The organism is Hyalangium minutum, from assembly GCF_000737315.1.
In the GTDB taxonomy this organism is placed as follows: domain Bacteria; phylum Myxococcota; class Myxococcia; order Myxococcales; family Myxococcaceae; genus Hyalangium; species Hyalangium minutum.
This window is the reverse complement of the sequence record NZ_JMCB01000014.1, coordinates 134183-156302: the sequence shown is the minus strand read 5'-3', so window position 1 is coordinate 156302 and position 22120 is coordinate 134183. Positions and strand designations below refer to the sequence as shown.

The window sequence follows — 22120 nt, the reverse complement described above, 5'->3', positions numbered from 1 at the left end:
ACGGTGGACTCCACTTAATGCTGAACCTTCAGGGGTACACGTTCCGCCGTCCTGTCCGCGCCACCGGCTCGAACATGCTGTTTCAGGCGGTGCGGGAGGTGGATGGCGCACCGGTCATCATCAAGACGCCGGTGGGCCCCGCCATCGGCCCGCGCGAGGACGAGCGGTACCGCCGGGAGTACGGCATCCTTCAGCGGCTCCGGGGCGTGCGCGGCGTCACCCGGCCTTATGGCTGCGAGCGGGTCAATGACCGTCCCATTCTGGTCTTGGAGGAGGTGCAAGGCGTGCCCCTCTCCGAGGCGGTGGGCAGGCCCTTCGAGCTCGCCCGCTTCCTGGAGCTGGCCGTCTCGCTGACTTCGACCCTCGCGGAGATCCACCTCCAGGGCGTCATCCACAAGGACATCAAGCCCTCCAACATCATCGTCACTCCCACGGGCGAGCCGCACATCATCGATTTTGGCGCCGCCACCCTCCAGCGGACCGAGCATGTGGATGCGGCTCCGACCCACCTGATCGAGGGAACGCTGGCCTACATGTCCCCGGAGCAGACCGGGCGCATGAACCGCGCGCTGGACTACCGGACCGACTTCTATTCCCTGGGCGTGACGTTCTACGAACTCCTCACGGGAGCCCGGCCGTTCCAGGGGGGTGACGCGCTCGCGTGGTTCCATGCCCACATGGCGCTGCTGCCGAGGCCGCCACATGAGCTCATCTCCGGCATCCCGCCCGTGGTGTCCGCGATCGTGATGCGGTGCCTGGCCAAGGTGGCCGAGGAGCGCTACCAGAGCGCCGAGGGGTTGATGCATGACCTCGCGGAGTGCGTGGAGGGCCTGCGCCGGGGCGCCATCGAGGACTTCGTGCTGGGCAAGCGGGACATCCCCAGCCGCTTCCAGCTTCCCCAGCGGCTCTACGGGCGAGACGCTCACGTCGCCACGTTGCTGCGAGGCTTCGAGCGAATCGTGAGTGGGGGTAAGCCCGAGCTCATCCTGGTCCGCGGCTACTCCGGCATTGGCAAGTCGTCGGTGGTCCACGAGCTGCACAAGCCCGTGGTCCAGCGGCGAGGGTTCTTCCTCAGCGGCAAGTTCGATCAGCTCCAGCGGGATGTTCCCTATGCCACCCTGGCCCAAGCCATCCGGGGGCTGGTGCAGCAGTTGTTGGCAGGCACCGACGCGGAGGTTGCCCAGTGGCGTGAGCGCTTGCGCGAGGCCCTCCAGGGCAACGGCCAGGTCATCGTGGAGCTGGTTCCTCAGCTCGCGCTCGTCATGGGCCCGCAGGCCGTGGTTCCGGAGCTTCCGCCCGCCGAGGCGCAGCACCGCTTCAACCAGGTGTTCCTCCAGTTCCTCGGAGCCTTCGCCACTGTCGAGCACCCGCTCGTCATGTTCCTGGATGATCTGCAGTGGGCGGACCTGGCCAGCCTCCGGCTCCTCCAGTTTCTCCTCATCGAAGAGAACGCGCCACCGGTGCTGTGGATCGGGGCCTACCGGGACAACGAGGTCAGCCTCTCCCACCCGCTGATGATGACGCTCGGGGAGGTGCGCAAGGCGAAGACCCCGGTCACCGATCTCCAGCTCGAGCCGCTGAGCCTGGAGCAGGTCCAGCAGCTCGTCGGCGATGCGCTCCCCGGCGCGGGGGCGGAGCTCATCGTGCCGCTCTCGGAGCAAGTCCAACAGAAGACCGGCGGCAACCCGTTCTTCCTCCTTCAGTTGATGCTGGCGCTGCACCACGATGGCCTCCTCAGCCGCGCTCCCGGGGGCGGATGGCGCTGGGAGGCCGAGGGCGTCCGGGCCAAGGGCTACTCGGACAACATCGTCGACTTCATGGCTCGCAGCCTGCACCAGCTTCCCGCGAGCACCCAGCACCTGCTCCCCCTGGCGGCGTGCGTGGGCAACAGCTTTTCCCTGGGGATGCTGGCCGTCATCTCCGGCATGGAGGCGGACGAGGCGGAGCGGGGCCTCGAGCCGGCGCTCCAGGAGGGCCTGGTGGTGCGCAGCGCCCTGGAGGAATACCGGTTCCTGCACGATCGCATCCAGCAGGCGGCGCATGCCTTCATCCTCGAGAGAGAGCGCAAGGCGATCCACCTGCGCATCGGGCGACTGCTGCTGGAGGGCCTGTCTCCCGAGGAGGTCCGCGAGAAGCTCTTCGAGATCGTCAGCCAGCTCAACACCGGGGTGGAACTGATCAGCAGCCCCGAGGAGCGCCACCGTCTCGCGCGCCTGAACGCCGAGGCAGGTTGGAAGGCCCGGGCTTCGAGCGCGCACGGCTCGGCCGCCGCCTATCTCTCGATGGCCTTCGCGCTCATCCCAGGTGATCCCTGGGCGACGGACCACGCGCTGGCTTTCAAGGTGCAGCTCGAGCAAGCGAGCAGCGAGCTCATGAGCGGCAACGCCGCCGAGGCTCGCCGCCTGTTGCAGGGGCTGCGAACCCGGGTCCGGAGCCGGGGGGAGATCGCCGCTGCCTACGGCCTGATGCATGAGGTGCACCTCATCGCCGGAGAGCTTCAGGCCTCCGTCACCTGCCTCCTGGAGAGCCTGTCCCTGCTGGGCATGCCGATGGACCCGCATCCCTCTTGGGAGGAGGCCGCGGCCGCCCGGGAGGAGGTCCTGGCGCTGCTGGGGGGCCGCTCCATCGAGAGCCTCGTCGATCTGCCGCTGATGACGGACGCGGACATGAAGCCGGTGATGAGCGTCCTGGCCCGCCTCTTCCCGTCGGCCTACCTCACCGACAACAACCTGCTCGTCCTCCACGTCTGCCGGATGGTCGCCCTGAGCCTCCGCTACGGCAACACCAACGAGTCCGTCATCGGATACAGCTCGCTGGGCGTGCTGCTGGGTCCGTTCTTCAAGAGCTATCAGGAGGGCCACGCCTATGGCCTGCTCGCCTGCGCGCTCATCGATCGTTACAACCTGGCCAACGAGCGGGCCCGGGCGCTCTTCAACCTGGAGATGATCAGCTACTGGTGCCGGCCCCTGGCCGTCGCGCACGAGCACGCCTTGAGCGGCTTCCAGCACGCGCTCCAGACCAACAACTACCTGTTCGCCTGCTACATCGTCGGCCATCTCGTCTGGAACCGGATGGCCCTGGGGCACAACCTGGACGACGTCTACCAGGACGGCGTCGCCCGGATGGACTTCATGCGCAAGACTGGCTTCGTGGGGGTGGAGGAGACCACCCTCATCGTCCTGCGCTACGTGCAGCAGCTCCGGGGCCTTGCGCCCACGTTCGGCACGCTGGACGGGGATGGCTTCGACGAGAAGTCCCTCGAGGCCGCGCTGTCGCCGGCTCACATGAGCGGCATGGTGTGCCAGTACTGGCTCTCCAAGATGCAGGCGCGCTTCATGTGCGGCTCCTATGGAGAGGCCCGTGCCGCGGGAGACCAGGCCGCGGCGTTCATCTGGGCCTTCATTGGCATCATTCCGCTCCTGGACTTCCACCTCTTCCGAGCCCTGACCCTGGTCGCGTGTTGCGAGGGCGCGGCGGAGGAGGAGCGGCAGCGGTATCTCAAGGACGCCGAGGCCCACTGGCGGCAGCTCGAAGAGTGGGCAGACACCTGCCCGGGGACCTTTCGCGCGCTCGAGCGGCTGGTCTTCGCGGAGCTGTCCCGCCTCCGGGGCCGCCTGGACGAAGCGCTCCCCGCGTACGAGGAGGCTCTTCGCATGGCCCGCGAGAATGGCTTCATCCAGCACGTGGCGCTCGCGTGCGAGCTGGCGGCGAACTTCTACCGCAGGCGGCAGGCCCCGTTCATCGCGGAGGCCTACGCGCGCCAGGCCCGCGAGGCGTACGCGCAGTGGGGCGCCCACGGCAAGGTCAAGCAGCTGGATGCCCTGTGGCCTTCTCTCGTGACGTTGGCTGCACCTGCGAGCGCCACCAACACCACCACCTCGGAGGGCCGGGAGATCGACGCGCTCGCTGTGGTCAAGGCTCAGCAGGCCGTCTCCAGCGAGATCGTCCTCGAGCGGCTGGTGTCCACACTCATGCGGGTCGCCACCGAGAACGCGGGGGCCCAGCGTGGAGCGTTGCTGCTCCCGCGGGGTGACAAGCTCGTGGCCGTGGCCGTGACGGTGAGCACCGCAGGCGGCGCGCAGTCCCTCCCGCCCGAGGAGGCAGAGGCCTCGCTGCCTTGGACGATCCTCTCTTACGTCCGGCGGACGCGCGAGCATGTGCTCATCGGCGACGCGTCGGCGCCTCACCCGTTCTCGTCTGATCCCTACCTCGCGCGCAGCGGAGCCTGGTCCGTGCTCTGCCTGCCACTGATGCGCCAGGAGTCCCTGTCGGGAGTGATGTACCTGGAGAACCGGCTCGCCTCCGGGGCGTTCACACCGGGCCGCATCATGCTGCTGGGGCAGCTGGCCTCGCAGGCCGCCATCTCGATCGAGAACGCACGGCTGTACGCCGAGCTCCAGCACACCGAGGCTGCGCTGCGCAGCGCCAACGACGAGCTGGAGCGGAGGGTGGACGAGCGCACGCGCGAGCTCAAGCAGGCGCAGGCCCAGCTGGTGGACACGGCGCGAGCGGCGGGCATGGCCGAGGTCGCCTCGGATGTGCTGCACAACGTTGGCAACGTGCTCACCAGCGCCGTCATCAACCTGGACCAGATGCGCTCCGCGGTCGCGGCCTCGCGCCTGGAGCGGGCGGCGCAGCTCTCCGCCATGCTCAAGGAGCACCGGGAGAACCTGGTGGAGTTCCTGACGCACCACCCGCGGGGCCGCGTCCTCCCGGACTACCTCTCTGCGCTCACCGAGGAGCTCCGTCACGAGCGGACCCAGCTCCGGGCGAACATTCATGAGATGGGCCTGCACATCGAGCACATCCACGCCATCATCCGGGTGCAGCAGGACTACGCGAAGAGTTCCCTCATGCTCGATAAGTGGGACCTCGCGCAGCTCATTGAGGACAGCCTGCGCTTCCAGCTGCCCACGCTGCAGCGCCACGGTGTCTCGGTGACGTGCGAGCTCGCCAACGTGCCCCGGGTGCGAGTGGACAAGCACAAGGTGCTGCAGATCCTCATCAACCTCCTGCGCAACGCCAAGGACGCCATGGCAGAGGTGCCCGAGGAGCACCGTCACGTGTGTGTGAAGCTGGGGGCCCAGGGGCATATGGCGCGGATCCAGGTGGTGGACAGCGGCAAGGGCTTCACGCCGGAGATCCGCAAGCGGCTCTTCTCGCACGGCTTCACCACGCGCAAGGAGGGGCATGGCTTTGGCCTGCACTCGAGCGCGCTGGCGGCGCAGGCGATGGGAGGCCGCCTCCTGCTGGAGAGCGAAGGGCCCGGCAAGGGCGCCACGGCTACGCTCGAGCTCCCGCTCCAGAAGGCCGTGTGACGAGATGGCTGGGCTTACGGACGCCGACGGGCGTCGCGGAGGAGGTTCGACTTCGCCTCGTCGATCAAAGGCCCAGCACCGGCTGCCGCCAGCCGGTGGGGCCCCCACACGTGCGTCCTGATGCTGCGTCTCTTCGCGGCTCTTCTACATCGGTCCCGGGCCTGTCAGCCGATGGCCTCCCGGAGCCTCCGGGCGTGTGCCTCCTGCTGCTCGAAGAGCGGGCGGTTCCTGCTCAGCAGCAGGACAAGCGCCGGATCGCCCTCGTACTGCTTCAGGCCCTTCTCGGTGAGTTCCAACGCTTGCTGCTGGTCCTTCCGCACCTCTTCCAGGAAGGCCTTGTCGAAGTCCCGGCCGTGCTTGCCCGAGATCTCGCGGAGCGACTTGGAGAACTGGTGGATCTGCTTCTCCACCTGGCGGTCACTGCTCGCGGAGGTCTGCGGCGCACCTTGCGGACGCCCCTCCATCCCCGCGCCCCCCGCGCCTCCGACACCGGTCTGATAGGAGAGGTCTACCAGGGCGAGGCTCAGCGCTTGGGTGCGGGCATATCTCTCCAGGGTGGCCAGCTGCTGTTGATGGTGCTCTCTCAGCTGGTGCGCCAGGGCACGCACTTGGATGTCAGTGGACTTCTCCAGCGCCAGATCAGCGAGAGCGATCTCCTTCTGATCGATCAGTCCCAACTGATCAACGAACGCGGCCTTTTTGGCAACGGTCTCTTGGACCTTCTCCTGCGCCTTTCTCGCGGACTCCTGCCGCCCATGGGCACAGGCGCCCCCCATCCCCAGGACTCCCAACAGCCCCACGCCCAGCAGACAGTGTTTCAGCTTCATGGTCTTGTCCTCCCTCTGGCCGGAATGGCGCTCCACAAGCTGGAGAGGGAGAGCGAACTTCACAAGAGATCGGAGAGGGCCGTAGAGAGGGCCCGCCACGGCGGCAGAACGTCAACCGGCTGCGGCATGCCCCGGAACGGACCTTTGCCCCTCCCCACGGGACGATGCTCGACTTCTCGTCACTGGGCCTCGCCCGGAGGGCTCATCATCAGGTCTCGCCTTCGTCTACGATCGCTTGGATCTCGGCCTCCAGCCAGCGGCGGGTGGAGGAGTGGCGCACCTCTGTGAGCTGCTGGATGGGCAGCAGCTTCCAACTGATGAGAAACCCGCTCCAGAGGATGTTGAGCCGCGCCGCGCGCCCCTCGCCATCTGGAGGGCCCAACCAGCGAGCCAGGGGTTCGATCGCCTTCTTCCGGAGCAACTCGACACTCGTCGCATAGGCCTCGGGGTCAGCTGCCGAGAGGATCAGCATCGCCAGCGGGCCCGGGGCGTCCTCCGCCCCGAGGAAGAGGGACACCACCGTCTTCCCGAAGCGGCGCCGATCTCCCTGGAGCATCGGGGTGATGTCGAGCACTAGCTCCAGCGTCGCCCGGTACAGCCCCTGCTTCGAGCCGAAGTAGCGGCCGACGAGCGAGGAATTCACCCCGGCCAGCTCCGCCACGTCGCGCACACCCGTGTTGGCGAAGCCTCGTGTGGAGAACAGCGTCCGGGCGGCGGTGAGCAGGGCGGCGCGCGTGCGCTCGGCGTCTCGTTGACGGGTCGACGTCTTGGGCTCCATCGGATCGAGATTTGTACACGGCTGTTTACATGCGGCAAGGGCTGCACTATGTCCGGCGATGTACACAGCCGTGTACATCGCGCGGCTGTCGAGCCGAAAGGACGTGTGCGGATGACTGCGACGAAGAAGGGCGAGTTCACTTTCTCCCCAGAGGCGCTGCGGGAGAAGTACCGGATCGAGCGCGAGAAGCGGCTGCGCCCCGACGGCAACACCCAGTACATCCCCCTCCAGGGCGTCTTCGAGGACTTCGACAAGGACCGCTATGTCGAGCCCGGCTTCACCCGTCCGGCGCTGACCGAGAAGCTCGACGTGCTGATCGTCGGCGGTGGCTTTGGCGGCATGCTGGCCGGAGTGCGGCTGCGCCAGGCGGGAGTGAACTCCTTCCGCATCATCGAGAAGGGCGGCGACTTCGGCGGCACTTGGTACTGGAATCGCTACCCGGGCGCCGCCTGTGACGTGGAGTCGTACATCTACCTGCCGCTGCTCGAAGAGACCGGCTACATGCCCAAGGAGAAGTACGCCAAGGCGCCGGAGATCTTCGCCCACTGCCAGCGCATTGGCCGGCACTTCGATCTCTACAAGGCGGCGCTGTTCCAGACCTTGGTCCAGACGATGGACTGGGACGAGGGCGCCCGGCGCTGGAACATCACGACCGATCGGGGCGACCGGCTCGCGGCGCGGTTCGTGATCATCGCGGGCGGCGTCCTCCACAAGGCGAAGCTGCCCGGCATCCCAGGGATCGAGACCTTCCGGGGCCACTGCTTCCACACGAGCCGCTGGGACTATTCCTATACCGGCGGCAGCCCCACGAGCCGCATGACCCGGCTGGCCGACAAGCGCGTGGGCATCATCGGCACGGGCGCGACAGCGGTCCAGGCCATCCCCCACCTGGGTGCTGCGGCCCAGCAGCTGTATGTCTTTCAACGCACGCCCTCGAGCGTGGGCGCGCGCAACAACCAGCCGACGGACGAGGCCTGGGTGAAGACGCTCAAGCCCGGCTGGCAGCAGGAGCGCATCCAGAACTTCTCCGCGATCGTCTCCGGCTTGCAGCAAGACGTCGACATGGTCCAGGACGGCTGGACTTCCATTTTCCAGGACACCGTCACCCAGCAGGCCCGGACGCCCGAGGAGAAGGCCGAGCTGCGCCAGCTGGCCGACTTCCGCAAGATGGAGGAGGTCCGCGCGCGGGTGGCCGCCATCATCCAGGATCCGGTGACGGCCGAGGCGCTCAAGCCCTACTACCACCCGCTGTGCAAGCGGCCCTGCTTCCACGATGAATACCTGGAGACGTTCAACCAGCCCAACGTCCAGCTCGTCGACACCGAGGGCAAGGGCGTGGAGCGGATCACTCCCACCGGAGTGGTGGTCAAGGGTAAGGAGTACCCGGTCGATTGTCTGGTCTACGCCTCGGGCTTCGAGGTCTCGGGTGAGTACACCCAGAAGCTGGGCTTCGACATCCGCGGGCGTGGCGGCAAGTCCCTGCGCGACAGCTGGGCCAAGGGCCCGGCGACGCTGCATGGCATGCACAGCCGCGGGTTTCCGAACCTGATGCCGTTCACCACGACCCAGAGCGGCTGGGCGATCAACTTCGTGCACATCCTCGACGAGCAGTCGCAGCACGCCGCCTACATCATCGCGCAGTGCCTCCAGCGAGGCGTCGAGAGGGTCGAGCCCACGGAGCAGGCGCAGCAGCTGTGGTGGGAGGTGATTCTCGGTCACCTCCAGAAGGGCGTCACCTTCGGGGGACCCGATTGCACGCCCGGCTACTACAACAACGAAGGTATCAAGTCGGGCCCGGAAGCGGTTCGCTTCGCCACCTTCGGAGGGGACACGCTCGCGTTCATCGATATCCTGCGCGCATGGCGCCAGAGCGGGGAACTCGCGGGACTGGAGCTCACGCGCGGCGAGGCGTCTTCCCACCCATGAGTCCTTCCATGTCCCGATTCCTCTCCAAGTCTCTGGCCGCCTGTGTGTTGCTGGCGGGTGCCCAGGTTCTGGCTGCTCCTCCGAAGGCCTACCGCCAGGAGGTGGTGGTGGCCGGCTCTCACTTCCAGGGCGTCCACGGGCTCGTCGTCGATGGCAAGGGACACCTGCTGGCCAGCAATCTGCTCGGCCAGACGGTCCACTCCGTCGACCTGAGCACGGGCGCGGTGAGCACCCTGGTGGGGCCTCCGCTGGGTGGCGCGGATGATGTGACGCTGGGGCCCGACGGCTCGGTCTACTGGACCGGCTACTTCACCGGCCAGCTGATGCGGCGCACCCCGGATGGAAAGACGCGCGTCATCGCCAAGGAGCTGCCGGGCCTCAACTCGTTGGCCTTCCGCCGCGATGGCCGCTTCTACGTCACCCAGGTTGGCCGAGGCGATGCGCTGTGGGAAGTGGACCCGAACGGGAAGAAGCCACCTCGGAAGATCCTCTCGGGGCCCGGATTCCTCAACGGCTTCGAGTTCGGACCGGATGACCGGCTGTACGGTCCACTTCTGATGAAGGGGCAGATCGTCCGCGTGGACGTGGACACGGGCAGCATCGAGACCGTGGCGGATGGCTTTGGGATGCCCACCGCCGTCAACTTCGACGCACGCCGCGAGAACCTCTATGTGGTCGACTCGGTACGGGGCGAGCTGGTCCGTGTTCGGCTGCCCTCGGGCGCCAAGGAGGTCGTCGCGAAGCTGCCCACTGGGCTCGACAACCTGGCCGTGGGTCCGGATGACCAAGTGTACGTGTCCAACATGGTCGACAACGACATCCGCGTGGTCAATCCCGCAGATGGTTCGATCCGGGTTTTGGTCGAGTCGCGCCTGGCCGTGCCTTCCGGTCTCGCCGTTGCGCCGGATGACCCGGACGAGCAGCTGTACGTGGCGGATGTATATGCCCTGCGCCGCGTGGGCGGGCGCGAGGGGAAGATCCAGCAGACGACCCGCGTGCTCTCCACCCGGATGACGTTCCCCATGAACGTGAGTCTGAGCGCGAAGCACGTGGTGCTGAGCAGTGCCTATCTGGGCAGCCTGCAGGTGCTGGATCGGGCCTCGGGAGAGGTCCTGCGGACGATTCCCAACACCAACGGCATCCAGGGCGCGCTTGAGCTCGCGGATGGGTCGCTGCTCGTCGCCGAAGCGGCCACGGGCAAGCTGGTACGCGTGAGTACTGCCGAGCCCGCGGTGACCACAGTGCTCGCCGAGGGCTTGGAGGGGCCCATGGGCCTCGCCGCTGACACGGAGGCGCAGGAGCCCGGGGTGTACGTCACGGAGGTGCGCTCGGGGAAGGTGACCCGGGTGCGCCTGTCGGATGGCGCCAAGAGCACGGTGGCCAAGGGCCTCAAGGCTCCAGAGGGCATCGCCCGGCATCCAGATGGAGGGCTGATCGTCGCCGAGGTGGGCCGCAAGCGGCTGGTGCGCATCGAACCGGCCACGGGTCGGCTAACCGTGCTCGCGAGCAACCTGCGCATCGGTCTGCCCGAGAGCGCGGGCCTGCCGCCTGGCTACCTCCCCACGGGGATTGCGGTGGGCGGCTCGGGAACCATCTACGTGACGTCCGACATCGAGAGCGCCCTCTACCGATTCGTCCCAGTTCCCTGAGGCCTTCTCGCCAGGGGTGCGTTACCCACTCGCGCGAGGATCTGTGACCGACGCTCCCAGCTGGGGTGGTGAGATGCGGACGAGGGGATAGGCATCTCGACTCATCCCGCCTTGGATGGCGCCGTCACTCCGGCTGATCCGGACAGCTCGATTCTGGAACCAACGGCGAAACTGGCTCCACCACTGCCGTGTGGCCAGAGCGGGCAGGGCGTAGGGTCTGGCTCCGTACCAGGTGATGCCGGAGAGCGGAATGACCTCTGGCCGTGGGAGGCCTCTCCACCCCCGCGTATAGAGTTTGAGCAGCAGCGTCGAGGGCCATCCCAGCTCTAGGTACGGCACAGAGGGGTTCAATCCAGGCCGCAGTTCCTGCCATCCTGCGAAGGGCTCCGGGATCGAGGCCTCGCCTCCATCAGGGTGGAGCAATGGCAGGGGACCACTGGGGACATGCCACACGAGGGTCTTTCCCAGAAACTCATCCACTTGCCACACCGCTCGCCAACGCCCCAGACCTTCAGGCATGAGGAAGGCGATCTCTGGATCCTCATGCGGGGCGGCACAGGCGGCGAGGAGGGCCAGCAGGAGAAACCAGGGAGACCGAAAGGATCGCGCGGGGTGGAGCATCCCCTACAGTGTGGCGTCTCCTCTTCGGCACTGTCATGGCCTTCTCTTCCATCGGGCTCTAAGGGAGCCTGAGTCGGTGGGGCGAGGGCCTTGATGGGAATGCGCCTCTCTGTGCGCGGATAATGGAGTCGGCGGGAATGGAACCCGCGCCGGGCGGTGCGAAACCTCTAGCAGAATTGCGCCCTTACCTCGTAACCGTCCGGAATGCTTAGGAGTCGATATCCCGCCGCGTCCCGCGTCGTCCCGTCCTGTCCCATCCCATTCCGCAGGCTCCTGCGACATACGTGCAACATGGCGGCGCTCGTCGCCGTGGGGCAGTGGTTCTGGTGCGGGCTGTCCAGGCAAGCGAGGCGGCGCAGAAGGCGCCGCTTCTCGGGTGTGTCATTGAGACCGGGTGGCAGCGTGCTCGCCCTGGGGGAGTTCTGCGGTGGTTCCAACAGGGAGAGCCCCATCAGTTCTTGCGGCCCGCAGCCGAGGGTAGACACATCCGCAGCAGCGTTGGGACACTCAGCACCGTCTTGTCCCGTTCAGTTCCCAGCTGGAGGGGTACACTGGGGGCACATACATCCCAACCCGGTTCAGCAAAGTCGTGACGCTGAGCGACGGGAGGCCTGATCACAATGAGCGTACCACCTGAGTGGTATCGCCCTACGCGCGTCCTTGCCGTATTCAGGTGGCGGCCAGCAGTTCTCGCCATGCAGGGGAAGGGCCCCTGCCGTGGTACGGCGCTTTTATCCATTGATTGCCTGCGACGCGCTCATATGTCTTCTGATCAGCAACCCCAGCCAGATTCCGGTGACGGTACAGCACCGTCGGGCACCTTCTTCGTGGGATTGGGCATGCCCTCGATTGTCAGGATCCCAGTTCCAGGGACGCAGGGACTCTTCATTGAGTTCTCGCCTCGTGGACATGTGCCCAAAACCGGGTCGACAAGCACCGTGTTTATTCAAGACGTGACCGGCAAGCGCCACCTGCGGCTCGACTACGGGTACAACAAGACCACGAACTCCTACAACTACCATTGGAATCAGCAGGGGACTGCCCAGGTGTTCGGCGTCACGAATCATTCGCCTGCCGGAAGCGCGGGCCAGACTCTCTATAACGCCGCCAAGGTTTTCAAGTATGCCGGACGGACGGTTGTGATCGTCGGCGCGGTGACGGATGTGTACTCGGTCGTGGTCGCCAAGAAGCGCCTACGGCAGGTGATCAAGGTTGCCTCAGGTTGGGCTGGCGCTGTCGCGGGAGCGAAGGGGGGAGGCGCGGTCGGAGCAGGGGTGGGAACGGTGATCGAGCCCGGTGGCGGAACCGTGGTAGGAGGGGTTGTGGGCGGAGTGGTCGGCGGAGCCGGGGGCTATTTCGGAGCCTCGTGGGCGGCGGAGAAAGCGTACGACTACATTGAAGAGACGTACTTCGAGAAGGTGCCGGAGGGCGGATGACAGGTGGCCACCAAACCAACACCAGACAACGGGTGCCGCATGTCGTGGCGTTGATCCTGACGCACATACTCCCGTCATCTCTTACCGGATCCGGTGCTGGCCGTAGGCCCTCTCTGGAAAAGGCGATCTTGGGATGGGTCATGAGCCACGACAGCGTTGACGCTGCCGTGCCCGGAGACGTCCAACGAATTCTCGCTACCACTTTGTGCCGCGCGGGCCGAGTGACGTTTCTGGACTCCACGGTGGATCTTGCTCCGGGCACGCCGTGGAGTGCCGTGCCAGGGGGCTCTGCACGGGTGCTGGCACCGGCTCGATTCCAGGCGCTCATACGACGCCCCGTGTTTCCGCTTCGGTGCACCCGCGATCCCGAAGTGACACGGCAGCTCTTCGATGATGCAGCGTTCCCCTGGCTCCAGGGAGGACAACTCGCGTTGGTCACTCCTCATGAAGGAGTGCCGATAGACCCTGAGTACTCGTTTGTCGACGCGGCATTTGACCCGAGCCGAGTGGAGGAGGTCTTTGGGGCCACGAAAGACACATTGCTCGCGTTGATGCGCCCTGGCCCTGACGGCGATTTCGCGCACTTCGCTGTTCGCACCGAGGTGGCTGCATTGCTGTGGGACCGGTTGTCGGCGTCGTGCGAGGAGATGTCGATCCCCCTGCGTGTTGTAGACGGACCGGAGTTCAGCCAGACTCGCTGGATTGTTCAAGAGGACTGAAGAAGGCCATGCCGTCCCAGTCAAGCCAGCCCGGCTTCCCTAAGGCGATCAACGCCTGCTTGCTGGAAGCGGGCACGGCTTAGAGCGGCGGGCTGCCTTCCTCGGAGACGGCGGGAACCGAACCCGCAGCAAGGCTCGGGATGTGTGGGCCGTGGGCTCACGGTGGCTCGGCGTGGAGCAGCTCGCGGAAGAGCACCTCGGCCACCTCGCGGAACAGCTCTCCCGAGGCCAGCAGCCCGCCACAGTGGTGCGGCTCCCGGGCCAGCGTAAGCGCCACGGCCTTCTCCAACACCGCCTCCCAGAACGGCTCCGAGCCGTCCGGCAGCAAGAACTCGCGGATGATGCTCCAGGGCCACGGCAGCACTGTCGTCGGATCCGCGTCACTCGGCGTGGTGAAGCAGTCCAGGTCCACGTCCAGCAACACCCGCTCCGCGCGCTCCAGCACTTCGCGCACCGCATCCCCCGGCGCCGGTGCCCGGAAGGCCTCCGCCGCCCGGTCCACCGTGGGCACTGCCACCAACCGGTGTTCCCGGCCCCGCGTGTCCCGGTACGTGTCCCGCTCGAACGCTCCCCGAGGCCGTGCCCGCGCGATGAGCAGCGCGTCCCCCACCAGACCCGCCTCCATCGCTGCAAGGATGTGATCGTAGTTGCGCACGTCCAGCGCCCACCGTGCGTGCTCGTCCAGTGCCCGCAGTCCCGCGCTCCGGTCCGGCACGGCCTCGGGCTGGCGCGGCGGCACCACATCCAGGTGCCGGTCCAGGCTCACCAACAGTGCGGGCCCTCCACCGTCCCCGAGTGCGCACGCCCAGGAGGGCAGGGCGAGCCGGTGCGGATCGAACACATAGGCATCCGAGGGCCCTCGGCCCCCCGCCAGCGACAGGCGGATGACGCCGGCGAGGCGCAGGTGCTGCGGCGCGTCTTGCTCCATGTGGGGAATAACCTCCCGGGTCTGTGCTTTCCCACCGGCTGCGTGCAGTCGGAAGTGTAGGCTGCGCGCCCCTCTGCCGTGAAAGGAGAGCGGGCCCATAGGGCCCCAGCATCGCATGCGCCACCTTTCCGCCGCCGTGCTCCTCGTGAGCCTCTCGGCCTTCGCCCAGACTTCTCCCTCCAAGCCCATGACCGAACGGAAGACAGACTCCTTCCTCCGCCAGTACTCCGAGACCCGCCGCTTCATGAGCGGCCGTCCCGGAAAGGCGCGCATCACCCCGGACGAGAAGACCCTCCTCTTCCTCCGCACCCAGCCCACCTCCGCCACGCAGATGCTCTATGCCTTCGACGTGGCCACCGGCACCACGAAGGAGCTGCTCACCCCCGACGCCATCCTCAAGGGCGCCGAGGAGCAGCTCTCCGTCGAGGAGAAGGCCCGCCGTGAGCGCATGCGCGTCAGCTCCCGCGGCTTCACCACCTATGAGCTCTCCGAGGACGGCGAGCGCATCCTCGTGAGCCTCTCCGGCAAGCTCTACATCGTCGAGCGCTCCACCGGAAAGGTCACCGAGCTGAAGACGGGTCCCGGCGTCATCGACCCGCACTTCTCTCCGGACGGCAAGCAGATCGCCTACGTGCGGAACAACGACGTGTTCCGCATCGACCTCGCCGCCAACAAGGAACAGCCAGTCACGAAGGGTGGCACCGAGCAGAAGACTCACGGCCTGGCCGAGTTCGTCGCCCAGGAGGAGATGCACCGCTTCTCCGGCTTTTGGTGGAGCCCGGACGCCAAGTCCATCGCCTACACGGAGTCTGACACCTCCGGCGTGGAGAAGCTCACCATCGTGGACGTGATGCACCCCGAGCAGGGTGGCACCGCCTTCCCGTACCCCCGCCCCGGTAAGGCCAACGCGGTGGTCCGCCTCGGCATCACCCCTGTCACCGGTGGCAAGACCGTGTGGGTGGACTGGGACGCCAAGGCCTATCCGTACCTGGCCACCGTCACGTGGCAGAAGGGCGGGCCGCTCACGGTGCTCGTGCAGAACCGCACCCAGACGGAGGAGCAGCTCCTCGCCGTGGACCCCAGCACCGGCAAGACGCGACTGCTGCTCACGGAGAAGGATGCCGCGTGGGTCAACCTGGACCAGGACTTCCCTCGCTGGCTCGAGGATGGCAGCGGCTTCCTCTGGTACTCCGAGCGCAATGACGGCCCCGAGGTAGAGCTGCGCAACCCGGACGGCAGCCTCGCGCGCACCCTTGTGAAGCCGGAGGCGGGTTTCCGTGGACTGGCCCGCTTCATCGACAAGGACCGCACGCTCTACTTCCACGGCTCGTCCAATCCCACCGAGAGCTACCTCTGGCGCGTGAAGGACGGCGGCGCCCCCGAGAAGGTTGCCACCGGCACCCCCGCTCCCGCGTTCGAGATGCCTGTCACCCTCTCCAAGAACGGCGGGCTGCTCGTCACCCTGTCCTCCACCCCCACCACCATGCCGAGCTTCCAGGTGCTGAGGCCGGATGGTACCCGCGTGGGCGAGCTGCCCTCGGTCGCCGCCGAGCCGCCCTTCACCCCCAACACCCAGCTCTTTCAGGTGGGCAAGGAGGGCTTCCACGCCTCCGTCACCCGCCCTCGGAACGCCAAGCCCGGTGTGAAGCTGCCCGTCATCCTCTACGTGTACGCGGGCCCCACCACCACCGTGGTGCGCCACGGCATGGCCGAGAACCTGCTCAACCAGTGGCTCGCGGACCAGGGCTTCCTCATCGTGAAGATCGACGGGCGCGGCACCCCGCTGCGTACCTCCTCCTGGGAGCGCGTGGTGAAGTACGACTTCGCCACCATCACCCTGGATGACCAGATCGCCGGCCTCAAGGCCCTCGCCGAGAAGGTGCCCGAGCTGGACCTCTCTCGCGTGGGCATCTACGGCTGGAGCTTCGGCGGCTACATGTCCGCCCTGGCCGCGCTCAAGCGCCCGGACTTCTTCAAGGCCGCCGTGGCCGGTGCGCCCGTGGTGGACTGGCTCGACTACGACACCCACTACACCGAGCGCTACCTCGGGCTCCCCCAGGAGCACCCCGAGGCCTACGAGAAGAGCTCCCTGCTCACCTACGCCAGGGACCCGAACACGCCCGTGGCCCCGCTGCTCCTCATTCACGGCACCGCGGACGACAACGTCTACTTCTTCCACACGCTCAAGCTCAGCCACGCGCTCTTCCTCGCGGGCAAGCCGCACGAGCTGCTGCCGCTCAGCGGGCTGACGCACATGGTGCCGGATCCGCTCGTCACCCAGCGCCAGTACGAGCGGGTGCTCGACTACTTCCGCAAGCACCTGTAGCCGGTGCCCGCAAAAGGAGAGGCCCGGCTCCCGCCAAGGGGGTCCGGGCCTCGATCAGCCAGTCCGTGAGGAGTGGCTGGGGTTCGCGGTGAGACTCAGACCGCGCGCACGTTCTGGGCCTGCAGGCCCTTGGGGCCGCGGGTCACCTCGAACTGAACCTTCTGCCCCTCCTGCAGGGTGCGGAAGCCATCCATGTTGATGGCGGTGTGGTGGCAGAACACGTCCTCGCCACCTCCGTCCTGCGTGATGAAGCCGAACCCCTTCGCATCGTTGAACCACTTCACGGTACCAGTTGCCATTTTGCGTCCTTACTTGACGGGCGGCGCCGGAGCCCCCCGGGTTCTTCAGCCCCCCGACTACCGGAAGGCATTGCAGTCTTAGTGGGCCTCTGTCCTTCAAGTCTAGAGACCCGTGTGCAATTGACGCGTTGAGCGCCTCACACTTCGAGCAGCAGCCGCTCTGGATCCTCAATGCATTCCTTGACACGCACCAGGAACTGCACCGCCTCGCGGCCGTCCACCAGCCGGTGATCGTACGAGAGCGCCACGTACATGATGGGCCGGATGACGATCTGCCCGTCCTTCACCACCGCGCGCTCCACGATGTTGTGCATGCCCAGGATGCCCGTCTGCGGCGGGTTCAGGATGGGCGTGGACAGCATGGAGCCGAAGATGCCGCCGTTGGAGATGGTGAACGTGCCGCCCTGCAGGTCGGCCATCGTCAGCTTGTCGTTGCGCGCGCGCACGCCGAGCTCGCCGATCTGCTTCTCCAGCTCCGCCAGCGACAGCTTGTCCGCATCCCGCACCACCGGCACCACCAGGCCACGCGAGCCCGATACCGCCACGCCGATGTCGTAGTAGTGCTTGAAGACGACGTCGTCGCCTTCAATCTCGGCGTTGATCTGCGGGAAGGCCTTGAGGGCCTCGATGGAGGCGCGGACGAAGAAGCTCATGAAGCCGAGCTTCACTCCGTGCTTGGCCTGGAACTTGTCGTTGTACTTCTTGCGCAGCGCCATCACGTCGCCCATGTCCACCTCGTTGAAGGTGGTGAGGATGGCGGCGGTGGACTGCGCCTGGATGAGCCGCTCCGCCACGCGCTTGCGCAGCGGCGTCATCCGCACGCGCTCCTCGCGGGCCGCGTTGGGGCGCGGACCGGCGGGCACAGCCGGAGCCGAGGGCGCCGGAGCCTGGGGGCCCTTGCTCAGCTGGCCGAGCACGTCGTCCTTGGTGATGCGGTGACCCGCGCCCTGGAGCTGGCTGACGTCCACGTTGTTGGCCGTGGCGATGTTCTGCGCCGTGGGCGTGATGGGCTTCTCGCGGGCCGGAGCCGGCTCGGCAGCCTTGGGCGGAGGCGGGGCGGCCTGGGGCGCGGACGCGGCGGCGGTGGCGCCGGCGGCGTCGATCAGCCCGAGCACCTCACCGACGCGGACCTTGTCTCCCTCCTTGAAGGAGATCTGCGCCAGCGCGCCGGCCGCCGGAGCGGGCACGTCGATGGTGACCTTGTCCGTCTCGAGCATGACGACGGGCTCGTCGGCGGAGACGGTGTCACCCTTCTTCTTGTTCCACTTGCCAACGACGGCTTCGGTGATGGACTCGCCCAGGGGCGGGACTTTCAGTTCAACGGCCATTCTTGGTTCCTCGGAGGATGGCTTCCTCGACGATCAGGTGCTGCTCGTAGTCGTGGGTCTTCGTGAAGCCGGTGGCAGGGCTGGCGGCATCTGCCCGCCCGATGTAGCCGATCTTCACAGGACCGGTGGCGCGGGAGGATGCCACGTCATGGAGGCGGGGGAACATGAAATACCACCCGCCCGCGTTGCGCGGCTCTTCCTGCACCCAGAAGAGCTCGGTGAGCTTCGGCATGCTGGCGACGAGCTGCGCCAGCGTGTCGAAGGGGAAGGGATAGAGCTGCTCCAGGCGGACGATGGAGATGTTCCACGCCTTCTGGTCGTCCCGGGCCTTCACCAGGTCGTAGTAGACCTTGCCCGAGCACAGCAGCAGCCGGGTGACGCCAGCGGGCTCGGCTTCCTTCCGGTCGGCAATCACCTCCTGGAAGCGGCCCGTGGCCAGCTCGTCCAGCTTGCTAAACGCCTCGGGGCGGCGCAGCAGGCTCTTGGGCGACATGATGACCAGCGGCTTGCGGTAGGGGCGCACCACCTGGCGGCGCAGCAGGTGGAAGATCTGCGCGGGCGTGGTGGGGTAGCACACCTGGATGTTGTCCTCGGCGCACAGGCTGAGGAAGCGCTCGAGGCGGGCGCTGGAGTGCTCGGGGCCCTGGCCCTCGTAGCCGTGGGGCAGCAGCAGCGAGAGGCCCGACAGGCGGCGCCACTTGCTCTCACCGGCCGCGATGAACTGGTCGATGATGATCTGCGCGCCGTTGGCGAAGTCGCCGAACTGGGCCTCCCACAGGGTGAGGCCGTCCGGCACGTCCAGGCTGTAGCCGTACTCGAAGCCCATGACGGCCATCTCCGAGAGCGGGCTGTTGTAGACCTGGAAGGAGGCGCGGCCCGTGGAGAACTGCTGCAGCGGAGTGAACCGGGTACCCGTCTTCACGTCATGCAGCACCGCGTGGCGGTGGCTGAAGGTTCCGCGCTCGCTGTCCTGGCCGGACAGGCGCACCGCGTAGCCCTCGGCGAGCAGGGTGGCGTAGGCCAGCGCCTCGCCCTCGGACCAGAGCAGCTCCTCGCTCTCCAGCATGGACTGGCGCTTCTTGAGCACCGTGCGCTCCACCACCGGGTGCACGTTGAAGCCCTCGGGGGCCTCGGACAGCTTCTTCAGCGCGTCACGCAGCTTCGCCTTGTCCACCGCGGTCTGCACTTCGGGGGCGTTCTTCTGCGAACCACCCTTGTAAGGCTTCCACAGGCCCTCCAGGGCGCTGGGCTCCTTGAACTGGCGCTCCTGCTTGATGCGGGTGAGCGCGTCGTCGAACTCCTTGAGGCAAGCCTGCTTGATGGTCTCGGACTCCTCGGCGGAGATGCGGTTCTTGTCGGCCAGCGCCTTGGCGTACACCGTCCGCACCGTCTGCTGCTTGCGGATGAGCTCGTACATGTGCGGCTGGGTGAAGGACGGGTCATCGCCCTCGTTGTGCCCGTAGCGCCGGTAGCAGATGAGGTCGATGACCACGTCGCTCTTGAAGGTCTGCCGGAACTCGGCGGCCAGGCGCGCCACGTGGACGCAGGCCTCCGGGTCATCCCCGTTCACGTGGAAGACGGGCACGTCCAGCATCTGCGCGATGGCAGTGGCGTAGATGGAGGAGCGCGAGTCGTGCGGATCCGTGGTGAAGCCCACCTGGTTGTTGATCACGATGTGGACGGTGCCGCCCGTCTCGTAGCCGTTCAGGCGCGCCAGGTTCAGCGTCTCGGAGATGACGCCCTGGCCCATGAAGGCCGCGTCCCCGTGGATGAGGAGCGGCATCACCTTGGTGCGCTCCTTGTCGCCGCTGCGCTCCTGCTTGGCGCGCACGCGGCCCTCCACTACCGGGTCCACCGCCTCCAGGTGGCTGGGGTTGAAGGCCAGCGACAGGTGAATGGACGCGCCGGCGCGCGTGGTGTGGTCCGAGGAGAAGCCCATGTGGTACTTCACGTCGCCGCGGCCCATGTAGGCCTTCGGGTCGGCGGGGCCCTCGAACTCGCTGAAGATCTGATCCGGGCTCTTGTGGAGGATGTTCGTCAGCACGTTGAGGCGGCCGCGGTGGGCCATGCCGATGACGACCTCCTTCAGATCCATGCCGCCGCCCACCTCGAGGATGGTGTCCAGCATGGGGATGAGGCTCTCGCCGCCATCCAGGCTGAAGCGCTTCACGCCCACGTACTTGGTGTGGAGGAAGTGCTCGAAGCCCTCGGCCTTGGAGAGCAGGGTGAGCAGGTGGCGCTGCTCGTCCACCGAGAAGCTCGTCCGGTTCTCCGTCAGCTCCATGCGGCGCATGAGCCAGCGCCGGCGCTCGCTGTCGAGCATCTGCATGAACTCGACGCCGATGGAGCCCGCGTACGTACGGCGCAGCCGGCCGAGCAGCTCCGCCAGCTTCACGCGGGGCTCGACGAAGACGCTGCCGCTCTCCACCGGCTGCTCCAGCTCCACGGAGGAGAAGTGCTTCTCATCCACCATGGGCATGTCCGCCACGTGCTCCAGCGGCGGGCGCGAGCGGCCGAGCGGGTCCAGCGTGGCGCGCAGGTGCCCGCGCAGCCGGAAGGCGGTAATCGTCTGATCCACCCGGGCCTGCAGGCGCATGTCCTGCGTGGGGGCCGCAGCCGGAGCCGGAGCGGCGGCCACAGCGGCGGCGGTGGCTCCGTTGGCCTTGCCATTGCCCTTGGCGGGGGCGGCCGGGGCGGGAACCTCCAGCAGGTTCTTGTTGAAGATGGGGCGCCCGGCGCCGTTGTTGCGCTCGAAAATCTCCCGCCAGCTCGGATCCACACTGGAGGGATCCTGGAGGTAGCGGGCGTAGAGCCCTTCGATGAAGTCGATGTTGGCGCCCGAGAGGTACGTATCCTGGAAATTCGGCATGGCGGGGTGTCTTTTACTGGATGGGGGGCCAGTTGGGGTGTTTTCGCGGCCAATTGTTGATTCTTCCGGGACTTCTAGCGGCCTAGAACGGTGGAGGCCAACAGGAGGAGTCATGCGCCACGTGAGCGCAACTTCACTGGGAGGTACGCCTCGGTAGGTGAGCGGGCGTGGCAATGCCGCACTGCGGCGTCTCCTGTTTCACGCCCCACCTGCCGTCAGGAGTGGTAAACCGCCCGGCCTCCTTCTTCTTCTCGCGAAAGGCTCCCCATGCTGTTGCAGGGCAAGAAGATCCTGATCACCGGGGTGCTGACCCCGCAGTCGCTGGCCTTTGGTATTGCCGAGCACGCCCTGGCACAGGGGGCGGAGATCATCCTCACGGGCTTTGGCCGGGCCCGCTCTCTGACCGAGCGGAGCGCCAAGCGGCTCAAGCCGGGCACCGAGGTGCTCGAGCTGGACGTCGCCCAGCCCGCCCACTTCACCGCGCTCACCGAGTCCCTCCGCCAGAAGTGGGGGCGGGTGGACGGCGCCCTTCATGCCGTGGCGTTCGCTCCCGAGGACGCGCTGGGCGGCAACTTCCTCAACACCCCGTGGGAGAGCGTGCAGACGGCGTTCCGCGTCTCCACGTACTCGCTCAAGGAGCTGGCCGTGGCGGTGGCCCCGCTGATGACGAACGGCGGCTCCATCGTGGCGCTGGACTTCGACAACAGCACGACGGCCTGGCCCATCTACGACTGGATGGGTGTGTGCAAGGCGGCGCTGGAGGCCACGGTGCGCTACCTCGCCCGGGATTTGGGTCCCAAGAACATCCGGGTGAACTCCCTGGCCGCTGGCCCGTTGGCCACCATGGCCGCCAAGGGAATTCCGGGTTTCAAGTCCTTGGAGCAAGGATGGGGAAAGCAGGCCCCACTGGGGTGGAGTTCCAAGAACAGCCACGATGCGGTGGCTCGGACAGCCTGTGCCTTGTTGTCGGACTGGCTGCCCTCCACGACAGGGGAGTTGGTGCACGTGGACGGGGGTTACCATGCGATTGGCGCGCCCCCCGTGGATCCGCGCGCTGAGCAGTCAGAGGGAGAAGTACCGCCCGCGGGCGAATAGC

Annotated in this window: 13 protein-coding genes; 7 read left to right on the top strand and 6 right to left on the bottom strand. The window is 67.0% G+C overall.

All coding sequences use genetic code 11. The features are described 5' to 3' along the window. Positions 1-17 precede the first annotated feature (17 nt). Positions 18-5318, top strand: coding sequence for a trifunctional serine/threonine-protein kinase/ATP-binding protein/sensor histidine kinase (locus DB31_RS31395; protein WP_044194356.1), 5301 nt, complete (start codon positions 18-20; stop codon positions 5316-5318). Between the two features lie 164 nt (positions 5319-5482). Here DB31_RS31395 and DB31_RS31390 read toward each other — a convergent pair whose 3' ends face one another. Both DB31_RS31390 and DB31_RS31385 read right to left on the bottom strand, forming a co-directional pair. Beyond that, entirely contained in the window at positions 5483-6145 is a 663-nt protein-coding gene (locus DB31_RS31390; protein ID WP_044194349.1) for a DUF4142 domain-containing protein, read from the bottom strand. A gap of 208 nt (positions 6146-6353) precedes the next feature. Beyond that, positions 6354-6923, bottom strand: a complete 570-nt coding sequence (locus DB31_RS31385; protein ID WP_044194347.1) for a TetR/AcrR family transcriptional regulator — start codon at positions 6921-6923, stop codon at positions 6354-6356. A 111-nt stretch (positions 6924-7034) separates the two neighbouring features. Between DB31_RS31385 and DB31_RS31380 the strand changes: the two genes are divergently transcribed. From DB31_RS31380 to DB31_RS49200, 4 genes are all read left to right on the top strand, one after another. Next, the gene (locus DB31_RS31380; RefSeq protein ID WP_205628601.1) at positions 7035-8849 is read left to right on the top strand and encodes a flavin-containing monooxygenase; all 1815 of its coding nucleotides are present in this window, start codon (positions 7035-7037) and stop codon (positions 8847-8849) included. A gap of 8 nt (positions 8850-8857) precedes the next feature. After that, the gene (locus DB31_RS31375) at positions 8858-10498 is read left to right on the top strand and encodes an SMP-30/gluconolactonase/LRE family protein (protein ID WP_044194346.1); all 1641 of its coding nucleotides are present in this window, start codon (positions 8858-8860) and stop codon (positions 10496-10498) included. 1460 nt (positions 10499-11958) lie between these two features. Then, positions 11959-12555: a hypothetical protein gene (locus DB31_RS31370; protein ID WP_157232266.1), complete on the top strand. Its 597-nt coding sequence runs from the start codon at positions 11959-11961 to the stop codon at positions 12553-12555. A 140-nt stretch (positions 12556-12695) separates the two neighbouring features. Continuing rightward, on the top strand, positions 12696-13274 hold the full coding sequence (locus tag DB31_RS49200) for a hypothetical protein (RefSeq protein ID WP_157232265.1): 579 nt from the start codon (positions 12696-12698) through the stop codon (positions 13272-13274). A 157-nt stretch (positions 13275-13431) separates the two neighbouring features. On the opposite strand, the gene DB31_RS31360 is transcribed toward DB31_RS49200, so the two are convergent. Beyond that, complete coding sequence (locus DB31_RS31360) at positions 13432-14202, bottom strand: UPF0489 family protein (RefSeq protein WP_044194340.1); 771 nt, start codon at positions 14200-14202, stop codon at positions 13432-13434. Between the two features lie 115 nt (positions 14203-14317). Here DB31_RS31360 and DB31_RS31355 point away from each other — a divergent pair, with 115 nt between their 5' ends. After that, positions 14318-16528, top strand: coding sequence for a S9 family peptidase (locus DB31_RS31355; protein WP_044194337.1), 2211 nt, complete (start codon positions 14318-14320; stop codon positions 16526-16528). A gap of 95 nt (positions 16529-16623) precedes the next feature. Here DB31_RS31355 and DB31_RS31350 read toward each other — a convergent pair whose 3' ends face one another. The 3 genes from DB31_RS31350 to DB31_RS31340 all read right to left on the bottom strand — a co-directional run bounded on the left by DB31_RS31350 (position 16624) and on the right by DB31_RS31340 (position 21024). Beyond that, entirely contained in the window at positions 16624-16827 is a 204-nt protein-coding gene (locus DB31_RS31350; protein WP_044194335.1) for a cold-shock protein, read from the bottom strand. Positions 16828-16964: 137 nt separating this feature from the next. Further along, positions 16965-18155: a 2-oxoglutarate dehydrogenase complex dihydrolipoyllysine-residue succinyltransferase gene (gene odhB / locus DB31_RS31345; protein WP_044194332.1), complete on the bottom strand. Its 1191-nt coding sequence runs from the start codon at positions 18153-18155 to the stop codon at positions 16965-16967. Continuing rightward, a complete protein-coding gene (locus DB31_RS31340) occupies positions 18145-21024 on the bottom strand; it encodes a 2-oxoglutarate dehydrogenase E1 component (protein WP_044194329.1) in 2880 nt (959 codons plus the stop codon). The genes odhB and DB31_RS31340 overlap by 11 nt, the downstream gene beginning before the upstream one ends. A gap of 267 nt (positions 21025-21291) precedes the next feature. Here DB31_RS31340 and fabI point away from each other — a divergent pair, with 267 nt between their 5' ends. Then, positions 21292-22119, top strand: coding sequence for an enoyl-ACP reductase FabI (gene fabI, locus DB31_RS31335; protein ID WP_044194326.1), 828 nt, complete (start codon positions 21292-21294; stop codon positions 22117-22119). Position 22120: the final 1 nt, after the last annotated feature.